A 21424-nucleotide genomic window follows, 5' to 3' on the forward strand; every position below is an offset into this window, starting at 1 on the left:
GGCCACCGAAGCGCTCCGATCTGCTGCTCGATCCGGCGACCGACGGATGGCGTGGGCGCCCGTCAGGGACACGATCATGTCCGTCGGGCACCATCTGCCGGCTAGGCAGGCCCGCACCTCCGCGGGCGTACGTCAGCGGAGTTCCGACGTCGTCAGCATTCGGATCTGTGCCACCGTCCAGGAATCCGCCGTCCACTCCGTGGCGAGGTTCGTCATCGCCGCTGCCATCGCGCGCAAGCCCACGCCGGCCAACGTCGCTGCGGTGTGCTCGGCTCGGGTGCGTAACGTCGGGGGCGCGTGCGAGAGGCCTCGGTGCGCTGCCTCCGCCAGCACCGACTCCGCCGCGGTCAGCGCCGTGCGCAGCGGGTCCCGATCCACTGTGGGCGGTGGCCCCAGCAGCTCGATGCGACCGTCGGCGGCCAGGTCCGGGACCAGCACTCCGGCCTCCGTGCGCACCGCCAGCGGTTCGATCAGCAGCTCGCGGCCGGCTCGACGCAGCGCACCGCTGAGTTGGGTCGGGCCCGAGGCCAAAGCTCGGTGCAACGCGTCCAGGCGGCCCGGGCAGATTCCGCTGTGGGTGGCGGTGATCCGGGCCCGCGCGCCCGCGGCGTCCGCGATCACCGCGTCCAGACGCTGAGCGCCCGGGTGGTAGCCCAGTTCGCACACCTCGGCGATCTCCACGACCGCGACGTCCTCGGCTTCGACGCGCGGGCGGACCAGCTTCGGTGGCAGGTCCGCCAATTGCTCGGCTGCTGCCGCGAAGTCGCGGACCACCGCCGGCAGGTCGTCCCACGCCGCGCCGACCGGGGTCACCGACATCGTGCCGATCCGGGCCGTGCCCAGCCTCAATGCGCGGCTGGCGCTGCGCACCGCTGTTTCGGACACCACGTTCGACGTGGCCAGCGCCCCCAGCGTCGTGCCCGCGATCCGGCGGCGGGCCAGTTCGTGCCCGGTCACCGGTTCCTCACCGCTGTCCCATCGCGTTTTCAGCACCAGCACCGAGCTGTCGCCGGCGAAGTAGACCTCTGCCACTCGCTCTCCTGGCGCACCCCGCACCCGCGCCCCCAGCGCGATCAGCCGGATCCTTCGCAGCCTCGTCTCCGCCTGTTCGTCCGTGCCCAGGACCAAAGCCGGTGCGCCAGTCGCCCGGAACCGCGCCGGCAGTTCCGCCAGCAGCTCCGCGCACCGCTCCATCCGGTGCTTGGCGCTGCGGGCCGCGTAAGCGTCCAGCTGCTCACCGAGCTCCGCCATCGCCGCCGCGGGCCAGCGCAGACCGGACTCTCCCAGATCGTCGGCGGTCCGGCCGATCGAGGCGCGCAGCACCGGGCTCGTGTTCGCGACCCCCTCGGACAGCACTCGCGTGACGACCTCGAGCGCCGGCCCGGACGCGACCCGTGCTGTGCTCGGGCCGCCGACCGCGAACCGGATGTCATCACCGGCCAGGCCGCGCGCGTCGGCCTCCCGGAACGCCCACACCGCGAGCGCGACCTGCTGTGCCCGGTCCGTCGCGTCGGTATGCGCGTAGCCCAGCTCGCCCGGCACCAGGAACCGGACGGTCGCCGTGGGCAGTTCGGCCACTGCCACCGGATCCGTCGCGGTCGCCCGGCGCAGCCGCACGGCCAGCCCGGCTCGCCACCCGCGGCGGGCCGCCGTCACCGCTCGCGCGCCGAATTCGGCGGTCAGGACGTCGTCGCCGACCTCACCCGGCGACCACGCCGTGAACTCCGGCGCCGCGGCGGGCAGGCGCTGGTAGCCGAGGACGACCGCGATCCGGTGCCGGCACACGCCGGGGGCGCCGCAGGTGCACGCCGCGCTGTCGAGTGTGCCTTCCGGAGGGAAGGCGACCTCGATGCCGTCGGCGAACCGGCCGCGCACCTCACCGCTCTCCACGGCTTCGACGACCGGGCCGTGACCGGCGTCGAGGTCCTTCTGCGCGCGCTTGACCAGGCCGCGGTTGGCGAGTGCGGCCAGGGCGTCCGGGGTGAGCGCGAGGAGGTCGGCCCGCATCAACCGAGCCGTTCCGCGACGAACTCCGCCAGCATCCCGGGCGTCATCGCACCGACGTGCGCGCCGACGTCGGCCAGCCGTTGGGCCAGCGCGCGGTCGTACACCGGACTCGCTTCTTCGTCCAGCGCGGCGAGCGCCAGCACGTGCGTGCCCGCTTCGGCGAGCTTGCGCACGTCGTGCACCAGCCGGTACTCGTCGCCGCCTTCGAAGAAGTCGCTGACCACCACGACGATCGCGCGCCGCGGGTTCTCGATGAGCCCGGCGCCGTAGGCGACGGCCTTCGCGATGTCCGTACCGCCACCAAGCTGGACCTTCATCAGCAGCTCGACCGGGTCGGTGACGTCCTCGGTGAGGTCGACGACCGCGGTGTCGAACGTGACCAGGTGCGTCTTCAGCCCGGGCAGGCCCCAGAGGCACGCCGCGGTGACCGCCGAGTGGATCACCGAGCCGGCCATCGACCCGGACTGGTCGACGATCAGGATCAGCTGCCACCGCTCGAGATGTTTGCGCGTACGGGAGGCGAACTTCGGGCTGTCGATGAGCAGCCGCCGCTCGGCGGGCTGGTAGCGCCCGAGGTTCGCCCGGATCGTCCGGTGGAAATCGAAGTCGCGCGCCTGTTTGAGGCGGCTCGGGCGCCGCGACCGGGTGCCGGTGAACGACTGGCGGAGCTCCGGGGTCAGCCGTCGTAGCAGGTCTCGCACCACGGCTTCGACCAGCTTCCGCGCCATCGCCAGGAGATCCGGGTTCATCAGGAGCTTGGTGCGCAGCACCGCCCGCAGCAGCGCCGGGCTCGGTTCGATCCGGGCCAGCACGTCGGGGTCGGTGACGATCTCGGTGATGTCGTAGCGCTCCACCGCGTCGCGCTGCAGGCGCTCGATGGTCTCGCGCGGGAACAGCCGGTGCACGTCGTCGAGCCAGTCCACTGTGGACAAGACGGACGCACCTGAGCCGCCGCGCACGTCCCGCTCGGCCAGCTCTTCGTCGCGGTCGTAGAGCCACGACAGGGCCGCGTCCCGCCGCGCACCGGCAAGGTCGAGCCCGCCCGTCGCCGGCTCCGCCGGCTGCCCGAGGATCAGCCGCCAGCGTTCGAGATCGGTCATGCCAGCCCCTCCCGGGCCAAGCGGGCGTCCACCCGGGCCTCCAACGCCATCGCCTCGGCGACCACCAGCGGGTCGACCCGACCGGGTCGCACCAGGCCGCGCCCCGATCCGCGGAGACCGCGGCGGGCCAGTAGCCGCTCGGCGATCCGCTCCCGTTCGGCGGGCGGGAAGTAGCCGAAGGCCAGGCGCAACGCCGGCAAGGCGATCAGGAACTCGGCTTCCGTCAGCTCGCCCACGAGCTCGTCGAGCGTGCCCAGCACACCATCGGACTCCAGCACCTCCTCGCGAGCGAGGCAGAACAGCCCGGCGAGCCAGTCGCCGATGGTGTCGGGCGCGGCCATGTCCCGCACCGCGGCCCGGGTCCGTTCCGGGTCCGGGGCCGTGCCCAGCGACCAGGCCAGGCCGGTCGCGGCGCCACGCAGGTCGGGCGGCACGCCGGCGTCCGCGGCAACGCGGGTGGTGACCGCGGCGGCCGTCGCACGGTCCACTGTGAGGACGTGCTCGGCGTGACGGATCGTGTCGCGCACCGCCACGACCGCGGCGAGCCGACCCTGCTCCGCAGGGGCCGCGCCACCGCGCACGGCTTCGGCCAGCCACAGGGCCCGGTTGACGCCCACCCGCAGCACCGCGGCCGCCGCCGGGCTGCCCGCGAGACCGAACAGCTCGTCGTGGCGCCACAACGCGAGCACCGTGCCCAGCGCACCGCCGAGCGGCGCGAGGTCGTCCGCCCGGCCCACCTCCGCGACCAACGTGTCCACAACGGACTCGGGCAGGGCCGGAACCCCGCACAGCGCCGCGTCGAACAGGACGCCCGCCAACGTGGGCAAATCCGCGCCGGGCATGCGCTCGTGCAGCACCGCCAACGCCGCTTCGGGCAGCGTCGCGCCGTACGCGGCCGCCTCGATCAGGGCGGGCAGGCGGGCGCCACCGGGGGTCAGCCGCCAGGTCTCGACGACCACCGGATCCGCGCCGCCGGCCGGACCGGACTGCCGGTCGAAGCCGGGAATCCCCAGCAGCCGCAGGCAGTGCAACACCCGGCTGGCGCGCCGGCCCGGTGCGCCGGTCAGCTCCAGCCGGACCGGACCGGCGCCGTCCAGGCCCAGCTCCGCCAGTTCCGCCGCGACCCGGCCGGGCAGCGGCGGCGCCGGCGTGTCCGCGTGCAGCCGGCCCACGCGTTCCCCGCTGAGCGCGGCCACCATCTCGACCACGACCGGGTGGGCGCCCGGCTGCAGCGGTCCGCGGACAGTCCACGGCGGCGGCTGGGTCAGGTCGTCGGCGACCAGGGCTCCGAGCAGGCCGTCGAGAACGTCGACCCGGGCGGGGTGGTCGTGCCCGCGCAGCTTCGCCAAGCCGTCGGCGAGCGTGCGGGCCGCGATGAGGTCCGCTGTGGACACCGGCTGGCGCCGTTTGCGCAGCCGCTGGGCGACGGCTTCCAGCAGCCCCTGACCGGCGCCGGCCAGACCCCGCTCCCAGAGCAGCTGGTAGTAGCCGGGCGAAGGCATGCCTGACTGGTAGCCGGTGAACGCGTCGAGCCGCTTGTGCGAGTACGGCACGAGGTAGCTCGCCGCGTCGGGCCGCCGCGGCACCTCGGGCCAGGCGGTGCCGCCACTCGCGGCCAGCCGCCGCACCGCCGCGGTGTGGAACCCGCCCGTGACGACCAGCACCAGCCGCTCCCCCGCGTCGGCGACCGCAGCGCGAACCCACGAAGCCATGTAGTCCTCGCGCTCCTGGTCGCGCTCGCTCGCCTCGGCGTCCCCTCGCACGAGGTCGAAGTACGCGCTCAGCCGCTCGGCCAGGTCCTCGTCCGGAGCGGCTTCGAAGAGGTGGTCCCAGAGCGCGTCGGGGTTGTCCACCGCGAACTCCGAGCAAAGCCGGCGGGTCACGTCGGCATAGCGCAACTCCGCGTCGGCGTAGCGGTTGTCCCACCCGTCGAACGCCGGATGCCAGGCCGGCAGATCGATGAACCGCACCTCGGCCCCGGCCTCGGTGCCCGCCGTGAGGGCGATCCACTCGGGTGAGTGATCGCAGAACGGCGACCACGACGAACGGGTGCGTTGCTCGTCGCGGTAGCTCGTGTGGATCGCGATCGGCAGCTCGTGCCCGAGCAGCAGTTCACCGAGCCGGTCGTTGACGTCCGACGGCCCTTCCACCAGTACATACGCGGGCCGCAGTGCGGCGACGGCCGACGCCACCGCCCGGCTGCACGCCGGGCTGTGGTGCCGCACGCCGAGGAAGACCGCTCCCATACCCCGCTCTCCTTCAGCCCGGCAGCAGGTGCCGCGCGTGGTGCAGCTCCTGCCAGGTCTCGGCGCCGCGGCGGGCCGCGTGCTGTTCGAGGTAGCGGCGCAGCCGCGCCAGGTCGTCCGCGTTGTCCTTCGCGGCCGTGCCGGCCAGGCAGGCCACGACGTCGGCCGGAGTACCCGCTTCGCCGCGCAAGTACCAACCCCGCACACCGACCGCGTGCGCGACCGACACCGCTTCGGCCGTGCTCATCACCGCCGACACCCGGTCGCCGGCCGATCCGCCACGCAGCTCGCGGAAGGTGGTGACCAAGACCTCCAGCACATCCCGGCGTGGCGGGGCCTCGACCCCGGACCGGGCCAGCAGCGCGGTCGCCTCCTGCTCGACCAGATCCAGCTCGGTGCCGAAGTCCGCGATCGGGAAGACGGTCTCGAAGGTGAACCGGCGCTTGAGGGCCGCGCTCATCTCGTTGACGCCGCGGTCCCGGGTGTTGGCCGTGGCGATGACGTTGAATCCTTCGGCGGCGAACACCATGCCCGCTTCCCCGGGCAGCTCCGGGATCGCCAGCACCCGCTCGGACAGCAATGACAGCAGGCAGTCCTGCACCTCCAGCGGGCAGCGCGTGATCTCCTCGAACCGCACGAGGGCGCCCTCGCGCATCCCGCGCAGCATCGGCGCCGGCACCAGCGAACGCGTCGACGGCCCTTCGGCGACCAGGAGCGCGTAGTTCCACGAATACTTGATCTGGTCCTCGGTGGTGGCCGCGCCGCCTTGGATGGTCAGCGTCGAATCCCCGCTGACGGCCGCCGCGATCAGCTCCGACAGCAGGGACTTCGCGGTGCCCGGCTCACCGACGAGCATCAGCCCGCGGCTGGTGGCCAACGTGACCAGCGCACGGTCGATCAGCGACGGGTCGCCGACGAACTTGCGCCCGATGCCCTGGGCTTCGTCGCCGACGATGAACCGGCGCGCCGCCGCCAGGCTGAGCGCCCAGCCCGGAGGACGCGGCGCGGTGTCCTGCTCGCGCAGCCGAGCCAGCTCGTCGGCGTAGCGGGCTTCGGCCGGCGGCCGCTGCGGGTTCGCGGTCACCGGGTCAGCCCGTTCAGCTCGCCGAGGAGTTCGGAGGCCGTTACCGGGTCGAGCTCGCCGAACCGCCGGCCCTCACCGGACCGCCAATGACTGCCGCGTGCCTCGTCCAGCCAGATCTTGCCGAGCTCCTGCTCCGGCTCCCAGCTCACGTCACCGGCCGCGATGCCCGGGGAAAGGTCGACCACCACCGCGGCGCCGCCGGGGGTCGGACGCAGGATCCAGCACTCCACCCCGGCGTCCTGCGGCTCGCCGCGCACCCAGCCACGTTTCGTCAGGCCCAGGACTTTGCCGACCGGCACCTTCAAGCCCTCGAAGCGCTTGAGGGTGGTCGCGGCCCGCTCGGCGTCGTCCAGCTCGGCCACCGGGCGGCCGAGCTGCGCGAAGGGCTGCAGGATCTCGTAGTCGGCGAACACCTCCGACCACGCCGCCAGCTCCGCTCCCAGCTCCAACGGGTGCGCGATGCCCACCTCGGCATCCGGGGGCAGCACGTAGACGTCGTCCTCGGCGTTGGCGTACGTGCGGTCCTCCGCGCAACGGAACGTCTCGCCCGCCGTGGTGCGCCAGACCAGCCGCCGCACGATGTGCCAGAGCAGCGGGTGGCCGGCGAGCAGTTGCTCGAACTCGGCGACGGGCCAGCGCCGGCTCAGCACCATCGCCGCCTCCAGCCGCGCGATCTGGTCGGCGGCCACGGTGCGCACGTCCTTCTTCAAAGCGGCGAACCGCTTGTACTCGGCCTCGGCCAGCTCGGCGTCGTCCTTCGCGCCCGGCTTCGGCAACGCCTTGCGGGGCTTGCCGTCCTGGTCGGTGACATACGGTTTGAGCTGCTCGTCGAACCCGACGACGAACCGGCGCGGGCCGTAGTCGATCACCGCCGTGGCCGCTTCGTCGAGCCCTAGCGTGGGGACCAGGCGGTCGGCCAGCTGGCCGGCTGACAGGCCGAGCCCGTCAGCGACGGCAGTGATCTTCTCTTGCGCCTTCACCTTGAGCGCCTTGAACTTCACCTTCTGCGCGATGGAGTTCAAGTGCGTCAGCGCGAGGTCGGTGCCGATGCCGGCGAGCACGTCGAGCGCCGCGGTCGCCCGCGCGTGCCCGCCCTCGCCCGGCCACGCGCGGATCAGCGGGCTCAGCTCACGCACCACGGCGTCGTCGCCCAGCAGCGCCAGCGCGGTCAGCACCCAGCCGTCCTTGGCCGGGAACCCGGCGCCCTCCCACGCCCGGAACAACGCCCACGCGAACTCCGCGAGCGATCTCGGATCGCAGGTTTCCCGGACGTACGGCACTCCGGCGTAGGTCTCATCGGGCCGGCACAGCGCGAGCATCGTGATCACGTGCCCGGCCGCGGCGTCCGGCAGTGCGTGACCGTCCTCGCGCAGCCGGATCTGCGGCAGCGTGACGGGGTTCGCCCAGGCGCCAGGCACCGGGATCCGGGCGGGGAGAACGTCGAGCGGATCGGTGGCCAGCAACCGGCCGATCGCCTCGGCGGCCTCGGGGCCATGGCCCGCTGCAGCCTGCGCGACGACCTCGCCGTTTCCTTGCCGAGCCAGCTGGCGCAGCGCCGCCTCCGCAGCGCGCCGCCGTGCCCCGGCCGGCCCCAGCGCGGGCGGGACGAGGTACCTCGCTGCGTCGTCCGGGTGCCGCCCCAGCCAGGCCGAAGCGACCGAGCGGGCCGACTTCAGCCGGACGAACCAATCCGCCACCAGCTCGGCGACCTCCGGACTCGACAGAGGCAGGAGCAGTTCGCCGTGGCCGGGGTGGGCGGTCGCCGCCGCGACGATCGGCCGGTAGGCGAGCAGGCCGTGCCGGCCCAGCAGCAGCCGACCCCAGCTCTCGGCACCCCAGACGTCCGTGGGCCGCCAGTGGGGCAGGTTCTCGGCCACCCACGCCGTCGGGCCGTTGACGAACAGCCGCCACTCGGACCACATGTGGCGCCTTCCGGCCTCGTACGCGGCGATCTCCTTCGACCAGTCCGTTCTTCCGCCGGGCCGGAGGTCGCCCGCCCACCTGGCTTCTTCACCCGCCTCCCACAGGAGTTTCGGCTCGGCGTGCGCCTCGAGTCCGCTGAGGACAGTGGGTTTGCCGGCCGCGCGCTTCTTCGTCCACGGCGGAGTCGCCAAGACCCGCGGCAAAGCCGCGAGCGGAGCCTCCGGCAACCGGTCGGCGTCGGACATCGCCTTCTCCACCGCCGCGCGCTGCTCGTCCGGCAGCCGCGGAAGCGCTTCGGCGACGATGTCCGGGTGGGTGCGCACATGACCGCGCAGCAGGAACCCGGCGGCGTCGGCGGTTTTCGTCCGTCCGGTGGCGGCTTCGGCCAGCATCCGAACGGCTCGCGCCGGGAAGCGCGCCATCGCCTCGGCGACGACCGGCGCCACGTGCTTCTGGCCCAGCCGAGCCACGAGCAGCCCGAACGCCGGGTCGGTGGGCAGGCCGGCGAGGAAGCGCAGCATCTCCTTGCGCGAGTCGCCGCCGTTCGGATCGCCGTCGATCGCGCGGGCCAGCGACGGGGCGATGGCCGGCCCCAGCGCGTCGGTGACCGTGCAACGGACACTTTCGTCGGCGAACTTCCAGTTCACGGGATCGCCGTGTACAGCGGCGACCTGCTCCGGGGTGCTCAGGGACAGCAGAACCCCTTCCCAGTCGAACTGGTAGGGGTCGACACCCTCGATCTCGGCGATCAACTCGTCCGTCCAGTCGGTGCGCGTCGGGACCAGATAGGACGCGACGACCCGGGCCGCCAACTGCGTACGGTTCGCCGCGAGCGCGAGCGTCGCGGCCTCGTAGTCGGCCTCGGCCGCCGCGGCGAGGATCGATCGCAGCCGCCGGAACAGCGGGCGCATCGTCACGTGCAGGGACGTCCGGGAACCGGTGTGCAGCCGCACCGCCGCCGGCCCGTAGTGGCGGTGGTCGTCGATCCGGGCGGCCGCGGTTGCCGCCCGGACGGCGAAGGCAAGACCGTGGCGCAGAACCCAGGCGTCAGCCAAGCGCCAGGTCTCGTGCCGCTCGTCGCTGTTCCAGCTCAGGCCGTCCACGCGCAGGATCGCCAGCGCACCGGCACCCAGCTCGTCGGCCTCCCCCGCCCGCGCTCGACGGACACCCGCGACGACCGCCGCGTCGCTCTCTGGCATCCCGAGCGCCTCCTCGGCGCGCGGATCGAGCTGCTCGAGCACGGTCTGCCAGTAGCCGGCCGCACCCTGGTCGAGCTCGACCTCCTTGCAGAACCAGCCACCCCGCCGGACGTGCACGTACTGCTCCCAGGCCGGCTCCGGCCGGAAGCTCGTCTCGTCGGCGCCCGATCCGGTTTCGGGCTGCCTGCTGTCGCTCACCTGTGTGTCCCCCAGTCGTCCGAGTGATCGACCGCAGACTACGGGGAGGCCCCGACAGTTTCGGTCGTCTGCCGGTGACATCGCCGCAGAGCTCGCCCTGTCGGTGGGCAGCTCGTCCACGCGGGTTACCGAGCGGCTCGCCGGCGCGGTCTATACGTACGTGGACGCCGTGAACTGACCCATGATCGCGGCGCTCGAGCGCAGTGGCGCGAAAGCCGAGGAATGGCACAGGCGGTTGTTCGCGCGGACGATGACGCGTGGATCCGCGGTGTAGCGACATCGGAAGGGGCGATCAGCTCCTCGGGGTCGTCGCGCAGGTCGGCCACGGTCCGGCGAGCGCACCGTGGCTCGTCCGGGCGTACGGCGATCAGCTGCGTCCCGAAGGCGTGGGCGCGACGGCGAGTTGCCGGTAAGGTGGTGATGGTGCCGACGTGGCGATTGCGGGACTTCCACGACGACGATCTGGACCGCGTCATCCAGCTTTGGGATCAGGACCGGCAGACGGACGATTCGCCTCCGGTGTTTCCGATTTCGGAGGTCATCGACGCGACCCGGACCGGCGAGCTCGTCGTGGTCGCGGCAGTCGGCGATGACGTGGTGGGCATGGCAGTCGCGCAGGCCCGGGGAGAGCGGGCGTGGATCGTGGGGGTGGCGCTCGCCCGGTTGTGGCGCAACCGCGGGATCGGCAGCTCCCTGGTCGGCGAGCTCGAGCGGCGACTGCGGGCTCAGGGGATACGCCGGATCAGTGCGCTGCTGCCTCCCGGCGCGACGGGAGCCGCGGCCCTGGAAAACTCCGGCTATCTCGCTCGCACCGGGTTGGTGTTTCACGAGAAGGTCGAGCATCTCGGTGCCAGCGACGCCGGGCTGCTCGCGGAGCTCGGCGGGCGGGTTCTCCCGCGAGGCCTGTGGACCGATCTCGCCGGGATGGAGCAGGAGAAGGAAACCATCGAGCGGCGGATAGTGCTGCCGCTGGCCGAGCCCACCGTGGCAGACCGGCATGGGGTCACGCCACCGAAGGCAGTCATTCTCTTCGGTCCGCCGGGCACCGGTAAGACGAGTTTCGCCAAAGCCGTTGCCTCCCGGCTGGAGTGGCCGTTCGTGGAGCTGTTCCCTTCCAGGCTCGCGTCGGTGGGAGCAGGGGGTCTGGCCAATTCACTGCGAGACGTGTTCGCCGATCTGGCGGGGCTCGAGAGCGTTGTGCTGTTCATCGACGAAGTCGAGGAGATCGCCGGCGTCCGGTCCGGGCTGGCCGTTGATCCTGGCCACGGAGTCACCAATGAGCTGCTCAAACTGATCCCCGGCTTCCGCGACCACGACAACCGCTTGCTGATCTGCGCCACCAACTCCGTCCGCTCTCTCGATCCGGCGTTCTTGCGCCCGGGCCGGTTCGACTACGTCATTCCGGTCGGCCCCCCGGACCCGGCGGCGCGGGCGGCGATCTGGCGGCGCTACCTGGGTCCCACGGCCGAGAGCGTCGAGCTGCGCCGGCTGGTGGCGGCGAGCGAGATGTTCACGCCCGCCGACATCGAGTTCGCCGCCCGCAAGGGTGCTCAGGCCGCGTTCGAACGCGAAGTCGTCCACGGCCACGATGCCCCCGCCAACACCGAGGACTACCTCGCCGCCATCGCCGACACGCGCCCCACACTCACCGACCCGGCCATCACCGAGTTCCGAGAAGACATCGAGCAGTACGTGCGTATGTGATCACCGCGATCCCCAGACAGTGCCCACACGCGGCCCGGTGCGTTCTCCGCGCACTTGATCGGACACAAGATCATCTGCAAGGACTCCATGAGCTTCGCGCTGCTGGTCTACGCCTCCACGTGGTTCAAGCGCTACTACCCCGCCGCGTTCTGCGCCGGCCTCCTGCGAGCCCACGGGCTTCTACTCACCCCAGTCCCTGGTAACCGACGCCCGCCGCCACGGCGTGCGCACCCACAACCCCGACCTCGACCTCTCGCTGCCGCGCGCCACCCTCGAACCCGACGAGGACTCCGGGGGCGGGGTGGCGATCCGACTCGGGCTCGCGGCGATCCGCCAGGTCGGGTAGGACGTTGCGGAACGGTGCCGCGCCGTCTTCGGGTTGTTTAGTTCCCGGAGTCCCCTCCGAACATTTGTTCTGTGAAAGGAACGATGGTGCAAGTTCAACGACGACGGTCTGCGGCGCGCAAGCGCTGGACGATCGCCGGCTCTGCCGTGGTCATGCTCACGGTCGGCGGCGTCGCGTCCGCCGCGGTGGCTCACGTCCCGGACAACCCGTTCGGCACGAGCATGCTCGGCCGGCACGACGCGGCCGGGCGGATCCTGACGTCGGACAACCACTGGATCTCCCCGTTCGGAGCGCGTGCGGCCACGTTCTCCGCGCAATCGATCGGCAGCGCCATCAGCCCGGACGGTTCGAAGGTGGCGGTGCAGACAGGGGGCGACAACTCCGGTACGCCGTCGATCACCATTCTTGACGCCGCAAGCGGTTCGGTGCTACAGACGTTCGGCGGTACCGGTGTCGCGGCGCCGGTGTACTCCCCCGACGGCTCCGCACTGTATGCCGCCACGACTGCCAGCGTCCTGAAGTACACGGTCGGCTCCAACGGCATGATCACCAACCCGACCGCGCCGGCGAAGCTCGCGCTGCCGGGCGGGTCGTTGCCGTACGGGCTGACGCTGTCGGCCGACGGCGCGAAGCTGTACCTCGCGCTGAGCGGCAGCAACAAGCTCGGCGTGGTCGACACCGCCACGAACACGCTCACGGCCCAGGTGGCGGTGGGGAATGCGCCGCAGGCCGTCACGATCGTCGGGAACAAGGCGTTCGTGTCGAACCGGGGCGGCCGTACCGCCGTCGCCGGCGACACGACCAACAAGTCCGACGGCACGAACATCGTGTCCGACCCGGTGACCGGCGCTTCGACGACCGGCACCGTCTCGGTCGTGGACCTCGGGACCGACGCGGTCGTCGACACCGTCGACGTCGGTCTCCAGCCGACGTCGCTGACCCAGCACGACGGCGCCGTGTTCGTCACCAACACCAACAGCGACACCGTCTCGGTCATCGACGCGGCCACGCACAAGGTGACGCAGACCGTCAACGTCGAGCCGCTGCCCGGCATCCAGGTCGGCGCGTCGCCGAACTCGATCGCGTTCACCGACGCGAAGCACATGCTGGTGAGCGTCGGCCGCGACAACGCGATCGCGCAGTTCGAATACGACGGCCCCCGCAGACCGGTGAAGTACCAGGGCCTGATCCCGACCGACTGGTACCCCGACCAGGTTCAGTTCGACGCCAAGCTGGGCAAGGTCATCGTCAGCAACCAGCAGGGCATCGGCACCGACGGCGCTCCGCAGACCTACGCCTACAAAGGCACGCTGACCTCCTTCGCCATGCCGGATGGCCGTCAGCTCGCCGACACGACCCGGCAGGTGTTCAGCAACAACGCCTGGGACCACCCGGCGCAGGCGGGGAACGAGCAGTCGGACGCCAACGGCCACGGCCGGCTGACCGCGATCCCGCGGCAGCACGGTGAGACGTCGCCGATCAAGCACGTGTTCATGATCATCAAGGAGAACCGGACCTACGACCAGATCCTCGGCGACCTGGGCAAGGGCAACGGCGACCCGTCGCGGACCAGCTTCGGTGCCGCGGTCACGCCGAACGAGCACAGCCTGGCGAACACCTTCACGACGTTCGACAACTTCTACGACAACGGCATGCTCTCGGCGGACGGGCACAACTGGCTGACGCAGGCCGAGCCCAACGACTACCTGGCACAGGACGCGGCCAGCGCCTGGGCCCGCAGCTACCCCTACAACGCCCGGGACGCGCTGGCCTACCAGCGCGACGGATTCATCTGGGACGCCGCCGCACGCGCCGGCAAGTCGGCGCGCAACTACGGCGAATACGAAGCCATCGCCAGCGGCAAGGCCGGCTCGTGGCAGCAGTACTACGCGGACTCGCAGATCCTCGAGGGCAAAGCCACCGGCGACCTCCCGGTGGCGATGGACGCGTACAAGTCCTACTCCGACGTGCCGTCGAACAACGCCATCAGCAACCCGAACTTCCCGCAGTTCAACCTGGCCATCCCCGACCAGTACAAGGTGGACGTCTGGGAGCAGGACTTCAAGAAGGCCGAGCAGACCGGTGATCTGCCGGCTCTGACGACCATGTCGCTGCCCAACGACCACACCGGCGGACCCGCGACCCCGCGGGCCCAGGTCGCCGACAACGACCTGGCCGTCGGCCGGATGATCTCCGACATCTCGCACAGCCGGTTCTGGAAGGATTCGGCCGTGTTCGTGTTCGAGGACGACACCCAGGCCGGCACCGACCACGTCGACGGGCACCGCGCGCCGTTCTTCATCGCCAGCCCCTACGCCGAGCGCGGTGTCGTCAACAGCGAGTACTTCACGCAGGTCAACGCGGTGAAGACGATCGAGCAGATCCTCGGGATGCAGCCGATGAACCAGGAGGACCGCGCTGCGACGCCGATGTTCAGCGCGTTCACCGACAAGCCGGACTTCACCCCTTACGCCACGGTGGCCAACCAGATCCCGCTCACCGAAGGCGTGAGCAACCTGATCCCCGTGACTCCGGCGTCGGGTTCCCTGGCGGCTCAGGCGAGCGCGGTCCCGGCCGTTCCCGCCGGCCGGCAGCAGACGGCCGATGCCTGGGCCAAGTGGCACGAGGACGAGGCGATGCCGAAGCTCACCGGGGAACACGCTCAGGTCGACGGAGTGAACCAGCCGCAGCTGGGCCGGTACGACTGGTACACCTCGACCGGGTGGACCAAGCCGTTCCCCGGCGATGACAAGATCCTGCGGCCTGACGAGGTTCCCGGCCGCTACCTGTTCAACGGAGACAACGAGTAAACAGTCTGCCGTATCTGGGTGTCGGCCGGGGCCCGCAGGTGGGCCTCGGCCGACACCTCTGCGCACAACGAGCAGGGTGCCTGACGTCGCATCTCGCGAGGCGGACGAGCCGGTTTCCGCATCGCGGTCCCATCAGGGCCGTCCGGCACCTCCCGAGCTGGTGAAACCGCCCGACCGGACTGATTATGATCACCTGATCAGGACTTTACAAAGTATTTGGCAATTTCAATCGCTTTTCTTACCATTCGAGCCACGCGAGCAGCAGCGTGATCCATTTCCGCCGGAAATCCGATGAACACGCGAAATTGGTTCATTCGATGTCATTCGTGCGTTACCCAAGGTTCACCTGGTACGCCCTGCCTATTGCATGGAGTGTAGTTAGGTTTCTTCAAGCCGCTGATCACATTTAGAGGGTCCGAATGCATAAATCCGCTCGTAATGCGCGGAGAGCAACAATCGTTTCGACGAGGTCGTCGCCGGTGCCAGGCTGAACCTCGATGTCGAGGAATGCCACGTACCTGATCTGGTCCCGCCGGACGAGACCGGTCAGACGACGCCACGACGGGTGCTGTTCGCACTGCGAAGCCGATCGCGACGACCGCGAGATCCCGGTCGCGAAGGTGGTGCGCCCGACCCTCTGAGGGAGTTCGGAATGTGCCGTTTCGGCGCTCCGGACGATCTGCCGGCCCCGGTAGAAAGGGATAGGTATGCAAGTTACGAGACAACGCAGGCAAGGCTCGGGAGTCCGGTTGGGGCTCTCGCGCCGGAACGGCCACCGGTTCCGCATCGTGGTGGCCGGTCTGGCCGGTGTTCTCACGATCGGCACGGGAGTGGCCGCCGCCACCACAGTGCCACTGGGCGACAACCAGGTCGGTACGCAGTACCGCAACGGGCTGCAGGTCGCCGACGACCAGCTCATCAACCCGATCGGCGCCCGGTTGATGACCCAGTTCGGCAAGTTCATGGGCTCGACGGTCAGCCCCGACGGGCGGTTCCTCGCGGCGACCAGCACCGACAAGTCGGTGGCTCTGCAGGTCTTCGACCTGAAGAGCTACAAGCTGATCTGGACGGTGGGCACCGCGGCCGGGGTCAACCAGAAGCTCGCCGACGGCACCGTCGGGCAAGAGGGGCCGACCTACTCGCCGGATGGCAAGTTCCTCTGGCTGCCCGAGCAGGACGCCATCACCCGGTTCCCGGTGAACGCCGACGGCACCTTCGGCACGCCGACCCGTTTCCCGATCCCGACGTCGGGAACCCACCTTTCGGGTAACGACCGCAGCACGGTGGCCAACTCCGCACTGGTCGGCCAGCTCAAGTACTCGCCTGACGGCTCGACCCTGTACGCCGCGTTCAACGGGCAGAACACGGTCGCGGCGCTCAACCCCGCCACCGGCGCGGTCGAGCGGACCTGGAACGTCGGCATCGCGCCCCGCGAGCTCGCCTTCGTCGGCCACACGCTCTACGTGAGCAACGAGGGTGGCCGCCAGGCCCGGGCCGGCGACACGACGATGGACTCGTACGGCACCCAGGTGCCCGCCAACGGATCCACCGGCGCCTCGACGACCGGCACCGTCAGCGTCATCAACACCGCGAACCCGGGAGCGGCGGTCGGGTCGATCACGGTCGGGCTGCACCCCACCGCGATGTACGTCAAGAACAACGCGCTGTTCGTCGCCAACACCAGCAGCGACACCCTCTCGGTCGTCGACGCCACCAAGAACCAGGTCGTGCAGACGATTGACACCAAGCCGTGGCCGTCGTCCGATGTCGGCTACGAGCCCACCGGCATGGCGCTGACCGCCGACGGGCACCTGCTGGTGACCCTCGGCCGGGCGAACGCCGTCGCGGTCTACCGCTATGACGGCGCACCGAAGCAGCCGGTGAGCTACATCGGCCTGCTGCCGACGGACTACTACCCGTCGGACGTGGCGACGGTCGGCGGCCAGGTCGTGGTCACCAACACTCGCGGTATCGACGCGCGGGGCCCGGGCATCACGACGTCCAAGGGACAGGGCACCATCCCGGTGACCGGCCACGACACGCACAGCACCACCGCGTCGCTGACCCGTTTCACCATGCCGAGCGACAAGGACATCGCCGGCAAGTACACCGACACGGTGTTCACCCAGAACGGCTGGGGCAAGAACGACGTCCAGCAGTCCCGCGGCGGCAGGACGGCGGCCGTGCCGGTGCCGGCCCGGATCGGCGATCCGTCGACGATCAAGCACGTCTTCCTGATCATCAACGAGAACCGCACCTACGACCAGATCCTCGGCGACATGAAACAGGGCAACGGTGATCCGACCCTGACGCAATTCGGCGCGAAGACCACGCCGAACCAGCACGCGCTGGCCACGCAGTTCGGCCTCTACGACAACACCTACGACCCCGCGACGAACTCCGCCGAGGGCCACAACTGGCTCATGGAGGGCGACAACCCCGAGTACACCGAATCCTCGGCCGGTGAATACCAGCGCAGCTACGACACCGAAGAGGACGTCCTCGGTCACCAGCGTGCCGGTTTCCTGTGGACCGGGGTCGAGGCCGCCGGCAAGACGGCCAGGAACTACGGCGAGTTCGAGTACATGGAGGGCAGGCCCTCCGGCAGCTGGCAGCAGTACTATTGCGCGGCCACGAGCGTCCAGAACGGCGGCGATGCCGGCCAGCTGACCGCGCCCGCGCTGAAGGGTACCTACGGCTCGGCGATCCCGTCGTTGAACGCGATCGCCGACCCGCAGTCCCCGCCGTTCGACCTGTCGATCCCGGACGTCTACCGCGCCCAGCTGTGGAAGCAGGACTTCGAGAAGAACGGTCCGGCCAACTTGAACATGGTGTGGCTGTCCAGCGACCACACCGGCGGGCCGACCACTTCGGAATCGGGCGTGGCCGACGGCGACCTTGCCATCGGCCAGATCGTCGACACGATCTCGCACAGCCAGTACTGGAAGGACTCGGCCATCTTCGTCGTCGACGACGACAGCCAGGACGGTGCCGACCACGTCGACGGACACCGCGCCCCGGTCCAGGTCATCAGCCCGTACGCGGTGCACGGCAAGACTGTGAGTACTTACTACTCGCAGATCAGCATGGTCCGCACCATCGAGCAGATGCTCGGAGCGCAGCCGCTCAACGAGAAGCTCGCGGCGGCCACACCGATGGTCGACGCGTTCACCAACAAGCCCGACTACACGCCGTTCACCACGGTGCGGAACCAGGTTCCCCTCACCGAGGGCATCGCCACCGCCCCGTCCTGCGGTCTCGACACCTTGGGCCAGACGGGCGCTGCAGCGGCCGCGCTGAACAAGGCCGAGGCGCAGAAAGTCGCGGTACCGGCGGACATGCAGGCCACCGCCGCCGCGTGGCAGACCTGGCTCGCCGGCCAGCACACCACCGGCAACGGCGCGATCCCGGACTACTCGAACCCCGAGCAGATGAACCGCTACACCTGGTACCAGGCCCACCAATGGAAGACGCCCTACCCGGGCGACACGAAGATCTACCCACCCAACCAGGTGCCCGGCGCCTACCTCCCCGGCCCCGACACCGACTGACGAATCAGCACCAACACCTCGACAGCAGCACGACGCGACGGCCCGCCGGACATCCGGCGGGCCGTCCGCGTTCCGCCTGGATCAAGGCGCGCGTCCAGATCGGCAGGGCCGGATACCGCCAGGAGTTCCTCTGCCCCGATGTGCCCTTCGAGCCGGCTCTGATCACTTCTTCGTCCTCCGATGTAGGTCTTGACGGTGTGTCTCTCGTCCGTCGTCGTGGCGTATAGCGTCGATCTGGCGCCCCTCACCATCCGCGGCGGCCACTCCCCCAGCATCGTCCTGCACCAACGCGACGGCGGCCGCGTCGCCGGCGGAGGCGGCATGACCCACCTCCCGACCGCCGGGATCTTCCAGCCCTCCAGTGTCCTGCCCACCGCTATCGCCGCCGGCTTCTCCCTCTGACGCAACATCCAGCGCGAATACGCCGAAGAACTCCTCGGCCACGACGAACACGACGGCAGCGGTCACCCCATCGCCTACGACCAGCTCGAGCCGTTCGTCACGCTTGACCGCGCCCTCGCCGACGGCTCGATCCGCGTGTGGTGCCTCGGCGTCACCCTCGACGCCCTCACCCTCACCGGCAACATCCCCACCGTCGCCGTCATCGAACCCGGTACCTACGACGCCCTCTTCGCGGACGCGGTCGACACCAACACCGAAGGCTCAGTACCGCACGACGAATGGCCCGCAGCCTCGACTGGAGCCGCTGTTGCCGAGGGACGTCAAGCTTCCTCCGGTCCGACTGGCCTTCGACGACCCAGTGGACACCGTCCTGGCCAAGGACGATGAAGTCTGACTAGTCCTTCTTGCCGCTGTTGCGTTCGATCCACACACTGCTGGGGTTTCGCGGTGGTGACCCTTCACCAACGGTGGTCGGACAGACCCCCTGCTCTTCCGTCGGATGCTGCGCGCAACCTCCGTCGGAAGGTCCTCAAGCGATTGCCCCGGGAACCTCAGCAGCACGACCGACCCGGGAACCGCCCGAACCGAACCTTCGAAGCCGCCGCAACAGACTTGATCCGCGTGTCGGATCGGTCCTACTCTTCAGCGTCGACCACTGCCGAGGAGGACCAAACCAATGCGAGGCGCCAACCGTAGCCGTGGCCACTTGTTGATCATCTCCGGCGCGCTGGCCGCCGGTCTGCTGGCCGCGACGAGCCCGGCAGCGGATGCGGCGCCGGCACGAGAACCGCTGTACTCCCCTGGTGCTCCAGGCGCCGGGGATCCGTATTTCCCCGACATGGGCAACGGCGGCTACGACGTCAGCCACTACGACATCCGGCTGGCGTTCAACCCCGAAACCAAAGCAATCAACGCGACCACGACGATCCTCGCCACGGCCACACAGGATCTCTCCCGCTTCGACCTGGACTTCCAGGGACCGCTGAAGATCAGCAGACTCTCGGTGGACGGCCGAAACACCACCTACAGCAGAAGCGGTGCCCAGGAGTTGGTGATCACCCCGCCGCACGGTCTACGGAAGGGTAGCTCGTTCGTCGTCTCGGTGAGCTACGCCGGCGTCCCGCAGAAGATCGACGACCCCGCGCTGGGTGTCTCCGGCTGGGTCGCCACCAAGGACGGCGCGGTCGCGCTCAACCAGCCGATCGGTGCGGCGACCTACTACCCGGTGGACGACACCACCGACGACAAGGCGACCTACACCCAGACCATCACCGTCCCCACCGGACTCACGGTGCTGGCCAACGGCGAACCCGGCCCCACCACCACGCACGATCACCAGACCACCTTCCGCTGGACCATGAACCGGCCGATGGCCAGCGAGCTGAGCATGCTCGCGATCGGCAACTACGACGTCACCCGCGGAGTGGCGGCCGGCGGCCTGCCGAACATCACCGCGATCGGCAAGTCGATCGACACCAAGCCCGGTCAGGGCAAGGTGTTCAACCAGACCACGGCGCAGGTCATCCAATGGGAATCCTCGATGTACGGGCGGTACCCGTTCGACTCGACCGGCGGCATCCTCGCCGACGTCGGCGTCGACTACGCCCTCGAGACGCAGAGCCGGCCGGTCTACGACCAGAGCACCAGCGATGTCGACGGCGACCTGCTCGCCCACGAACTCGGCCACCAGTGGTTCGGCGACAGCCTCACTCCCGTGCGCTGGTCGGACATTTGGCTCAACGAGGGCTTCGCGACCTACTCCGAGTGGCTCTACCAGGAGAAATTCAACAACGCCCCCGTGCAACAGACCTTCGCGAAGGCCTACGCCGCCGAGAAGGACTGGAGCGGCGAAGTCGCCGACCCCGGACGTGATCACATCTTCGACGACCTGGTCTACAACCGCGGCGCGATGACACTGCAGGCGCTGCGCATGAAGATCGGCGACCGCGCCTTCTTCGAAGTGCTGACCCAGTGGCCGACCGCTCACCGATACGGCAACGTCTCGACGCGGCAATTCACCCAGTTCGTCGAGCGACTGACCCACCGCAACCTCGACTCGTTCTTCCACGCCTGGCTCTACCAAGCGGGCAAGCCGGCACTCTGACCACGTCATGGACTGCACCGACCGCGCCACGCTCTCCTAAGGGACGTCTCGTAACCCGGTGTCGGGCTGGCTGGGTCGGTAGTTGATCCTGTCGGTGTGGTGCAGGTGATCACCGCGTCGCGGCCGGAGTGGATTGCCCGGTTCACCGGCCTGGAATCGGGTCAGTTCCGCAAGCCGATACGGCTGGTCGCCAAGCGGGGCGGAAACGAGATCGCCCACGGTCGGCCGGGCCGGCCGTGGGCATTGTTCCTGGCAATCGTTGACGGAGCCTGCGTGCGGGCGAAAAAAAGAGATCCATGACCGGCCCCAGTCCCGTGGATCGCGGTAAGTTCGGTCGAAGATCCACGTGCTGTCCGACCGCGGCGGCGTGCCGCTGACGGTCGCGGTTTCGTCGGCGAACACCAACGACTCCCTCCGACGGTGGGTCCGCGACAGAGGCATCAAGGTCCGCATCGCCCGCAAAGGCATCGAATCCCACGACAAGCTCGGCAAGCACCACTGGGTCATCGAACGAACCATGGCCTGGCTGACCGGCTACCGACGTCTCACCCTGCGCTACGAACGCAAAGCCACCACTTCCGCGCCTTCCTCATCCTCGGAGCCGCCATCACCTGCCACAAGAAACTCCGGAAAAACGACATGAGACAAGCTCTAATACTGCAACGACACTTCGTGATGGCCGCGTCGTCGGTAGTGGCTAGTACGTGCTCGGGCTTGGCTGGAGCGTCGCCATCGTGACCAGTGCATCGC

General features: G+C 69.8%; 11 protein-coding genes and 2 pseudogenes. 7 read left to right on the forward strand and 6 right to left on the reverse strand.

Annotated features, from left to right (window positions below; all coding sequences use genetic code 11):
• Positions 1-132: 132 nt before the first annotated feature.
• The 5 genes from ACFY1H_RS47470 to ACFY1H_RS47490 are packed head-to-tail and all read right to left on the reverse strand — an operon-like array spanning position 133 to position 9757.
• Positions 133-2007 carry a hypothetical protein gene (locus ACFY1H_RS47470; RefSeq protein ID WP_386956528.1) on the reverse strand — a complete coding sequence of 625 codons (1875 nt, stop codon included), beginning with the start codon at positions 2005-2007 and terminating at the stop codon, positions 133-135.
• Entirely contained in the window at positions 2007-3107 is a 1101-nt protein-coding gene (locus ACFY1H_RS47475) for a VWA domain-containing protein (protein WP_386956529.1), read from the reverse strand. The genes ACFY1H_RS47470 and ACFY1H_RS47475 overlap by 1 nt, the downstream gene beginning before the upstream one ends.
• Positions 3104-5353, reverse strand: coding sequence for a DUF5682 family protein (locus ACFY1H_RS47480; RefSeq protein WP_386956530.1), 2250 nt, complete (start codon positions 5351-5353; stop codon positions 3104-3106). The genes ACFY1H_RS47475 and ACFY1H_RS47480 overlap by 4 nt, the downstream gene beginning before the upstream one ends.
• Before the next feature lie 13 nt (positions 5354-5366).
• A complete protein-coding gene (locus tag ACFY1H_RS47485) occupies positions 5367-6437 on the reverse strand; it encodes an AAA family ATPase (RefSeq protein ID WP_386956531.1) in 1071 nt (356 codons plus the stop codon).
• Complete coding sequence (locus ACFY1H_RS47490) at positions 6434-9757, reverse strand: DUF4132 domain-containing protein (protein ID WP_386956532.1); 3324 nt, start codon at positions 9755-9757, stop codon at positions 6434-6436. The genes ACFY1H_RS47485 and ACFY1H_RS47490 overlap by 4 nt, the downstream gene beginning before the upstream one ends.
• A 420-nt stretch (positions 9758-10177) precedes the next feature.
• On the opposite strand from ACFY1H_RS47490, the gene ACFY1H_RS47495 reads away from it, so the two are divergent.
• From ACFY1H_RS47495 to ACFY1H_RS47510, 4 genes and pseudogenes are all read left to right on the forward strand, one after another.
• Complete coding sequence (locus ACFY1H_RS47495) at positions 10178-11461, forward strand: bifunctional GNAT family N-acetyltransferase/ATP-binding protein (RefSeq protein WP_366589372.1); 1284 nt, start codon at positions 10178-10180, stop codon at positions 11459-11461.
• Between the two features lie 84 nt (positions 11462-11545).
• Positions 11546-11804: pseudogene (locus tag ACFY1H_RS47500) on the forward strand (hypothetical protein); the annotation flags it as partial.
• Positions 11805-11890: 86 nt separating this feature from the next.
• A complete protein-coding gene (locus ACFY1H_RS47505; protein WP_386956533.1) occupies positions 11891-14617 on the forward strand; it encodes an alkaline phosphatase family protein in 2727 nt (908 codons plus the stop codon).
• Between the two features lie 749 nt (positions 14618-15366).
• Positions 15367-18168, forward strand: a complete 2802-nt coding sequence (locus ACFY1H_RS47510) for a bifunctional YncE family protein/alkaline phosphatase family protein (RefSeq protein ID WP_386956534.1) — start codon at positions 15367-15369, stop codon at positions 18166-18168.
• A gap of 162 nt (positions 18169-18330) precedes the next feature.
• On the opposite strand, the gene ACFY1H_RS47515 is transcribed toward ACFY1H_RS47510, so the two are convergent.
• On the reverse strand, positions 18331-18636 hold the full coding sequence (locus tag ACFY1H_RS47515; RefSeq protein WP_386956535.1) for a hypothetical protein: 306 nt from the start codon (positions 18634-18636) through the stop codon (positions 18331-18333).
• Positions 18637-19276: 640 nt separating this feature from the next.
• Here ACFY1H_RS47515 and ACFY1H_RS47520 point away from each other — a divergent pair.
• From ACFY1H_RS47520 to ACFY1H_RS47530, 3 genes and pseudogenes are all read left to right on the forward strand, one after another.
• Positions 19277-20674: a M1 family metallopeptidase gene (locus tag ACFY1H_RS47520; protein ID WP_386956536.1), complete on the forward strand. Its 1398-nt coding sequence runs from the start codon at positions 19277-19279 to the stop codon at positions 20672-20674.
• 96 nt (positions 20675-20770) lie between these two features.
• On the forward strand, positions 20771-20974 hold the full coding sequence (locus ACFY1H_RS47525; protein WP_386956537.1) for a hypothetical protein: 204 nt from the start codon (positions 20771-20773) through the stop codon (positions 20972-20974).
• A pseudogene (locus tag ACFY1H_RS47530) lies at positions 20974-21412 on the forward strand (transposase); the annotation flags it as partial. The gene ACFY1H_RS47525 and the pseudogene ACFY1H_RS47530, both read left to right, overlap by 1 nt.
• Positions 21413-21424: the final 12 nt, after the last annotated feature.

It is taken from the genome of Amycolatopsis sp. NPDC001319 (genome assembly GCF_042896185.1).
Classification (GTDB): domain Bacteria; phylum Actinomycetota; class Actinomycetes; order Mycobacteriales; family Pseudonocardiaceae; genus Amycolatopsis.

What these genes read in the sequence shown, in the direction of transcription:
- ACFY1H_RS47480 (WP_386956530.1), bottom strand. Translation starts at nt 5,353, where the DNA reads ATGGGAGCGGTCTTCCTCGGCGTGCGGCACCACAGCCCGGCGTGCAGC.
- ACFY1H_RS47475 (WP_386956529.1), bottom strand. Translation starts at nt 3,107, where the DNA reads ATGACCGATCTCGAACGCTGGCGGCTGATCCTCGGGCAGCCGGCGGAG.
- ACFY1H_RS47495 (WP_366589372.1), top strand. Translation starts at nt 10,178, where the DNA reads ATGGTGCCGACGTGGCGATTGCGGGACTTCCACGACGACGATCTGGAC.
- ACFY1H_RS47505 (WP_386956533.1), top strand. Translation starts at nt 11,891, where the DNA reads ATGGTGCAAGTTCAACGACGACGGTCTGCGGCGCGCAAGCGCTGGACG.
- ACFY1H_RS47470 (WP_386956528.1), bottom strand. Translation starts at nt 2,007, where the DNA reads ATGCGGGCCGACCTCCTCGCGCTCACCCCGGACGCCCTGGCCGCACTC.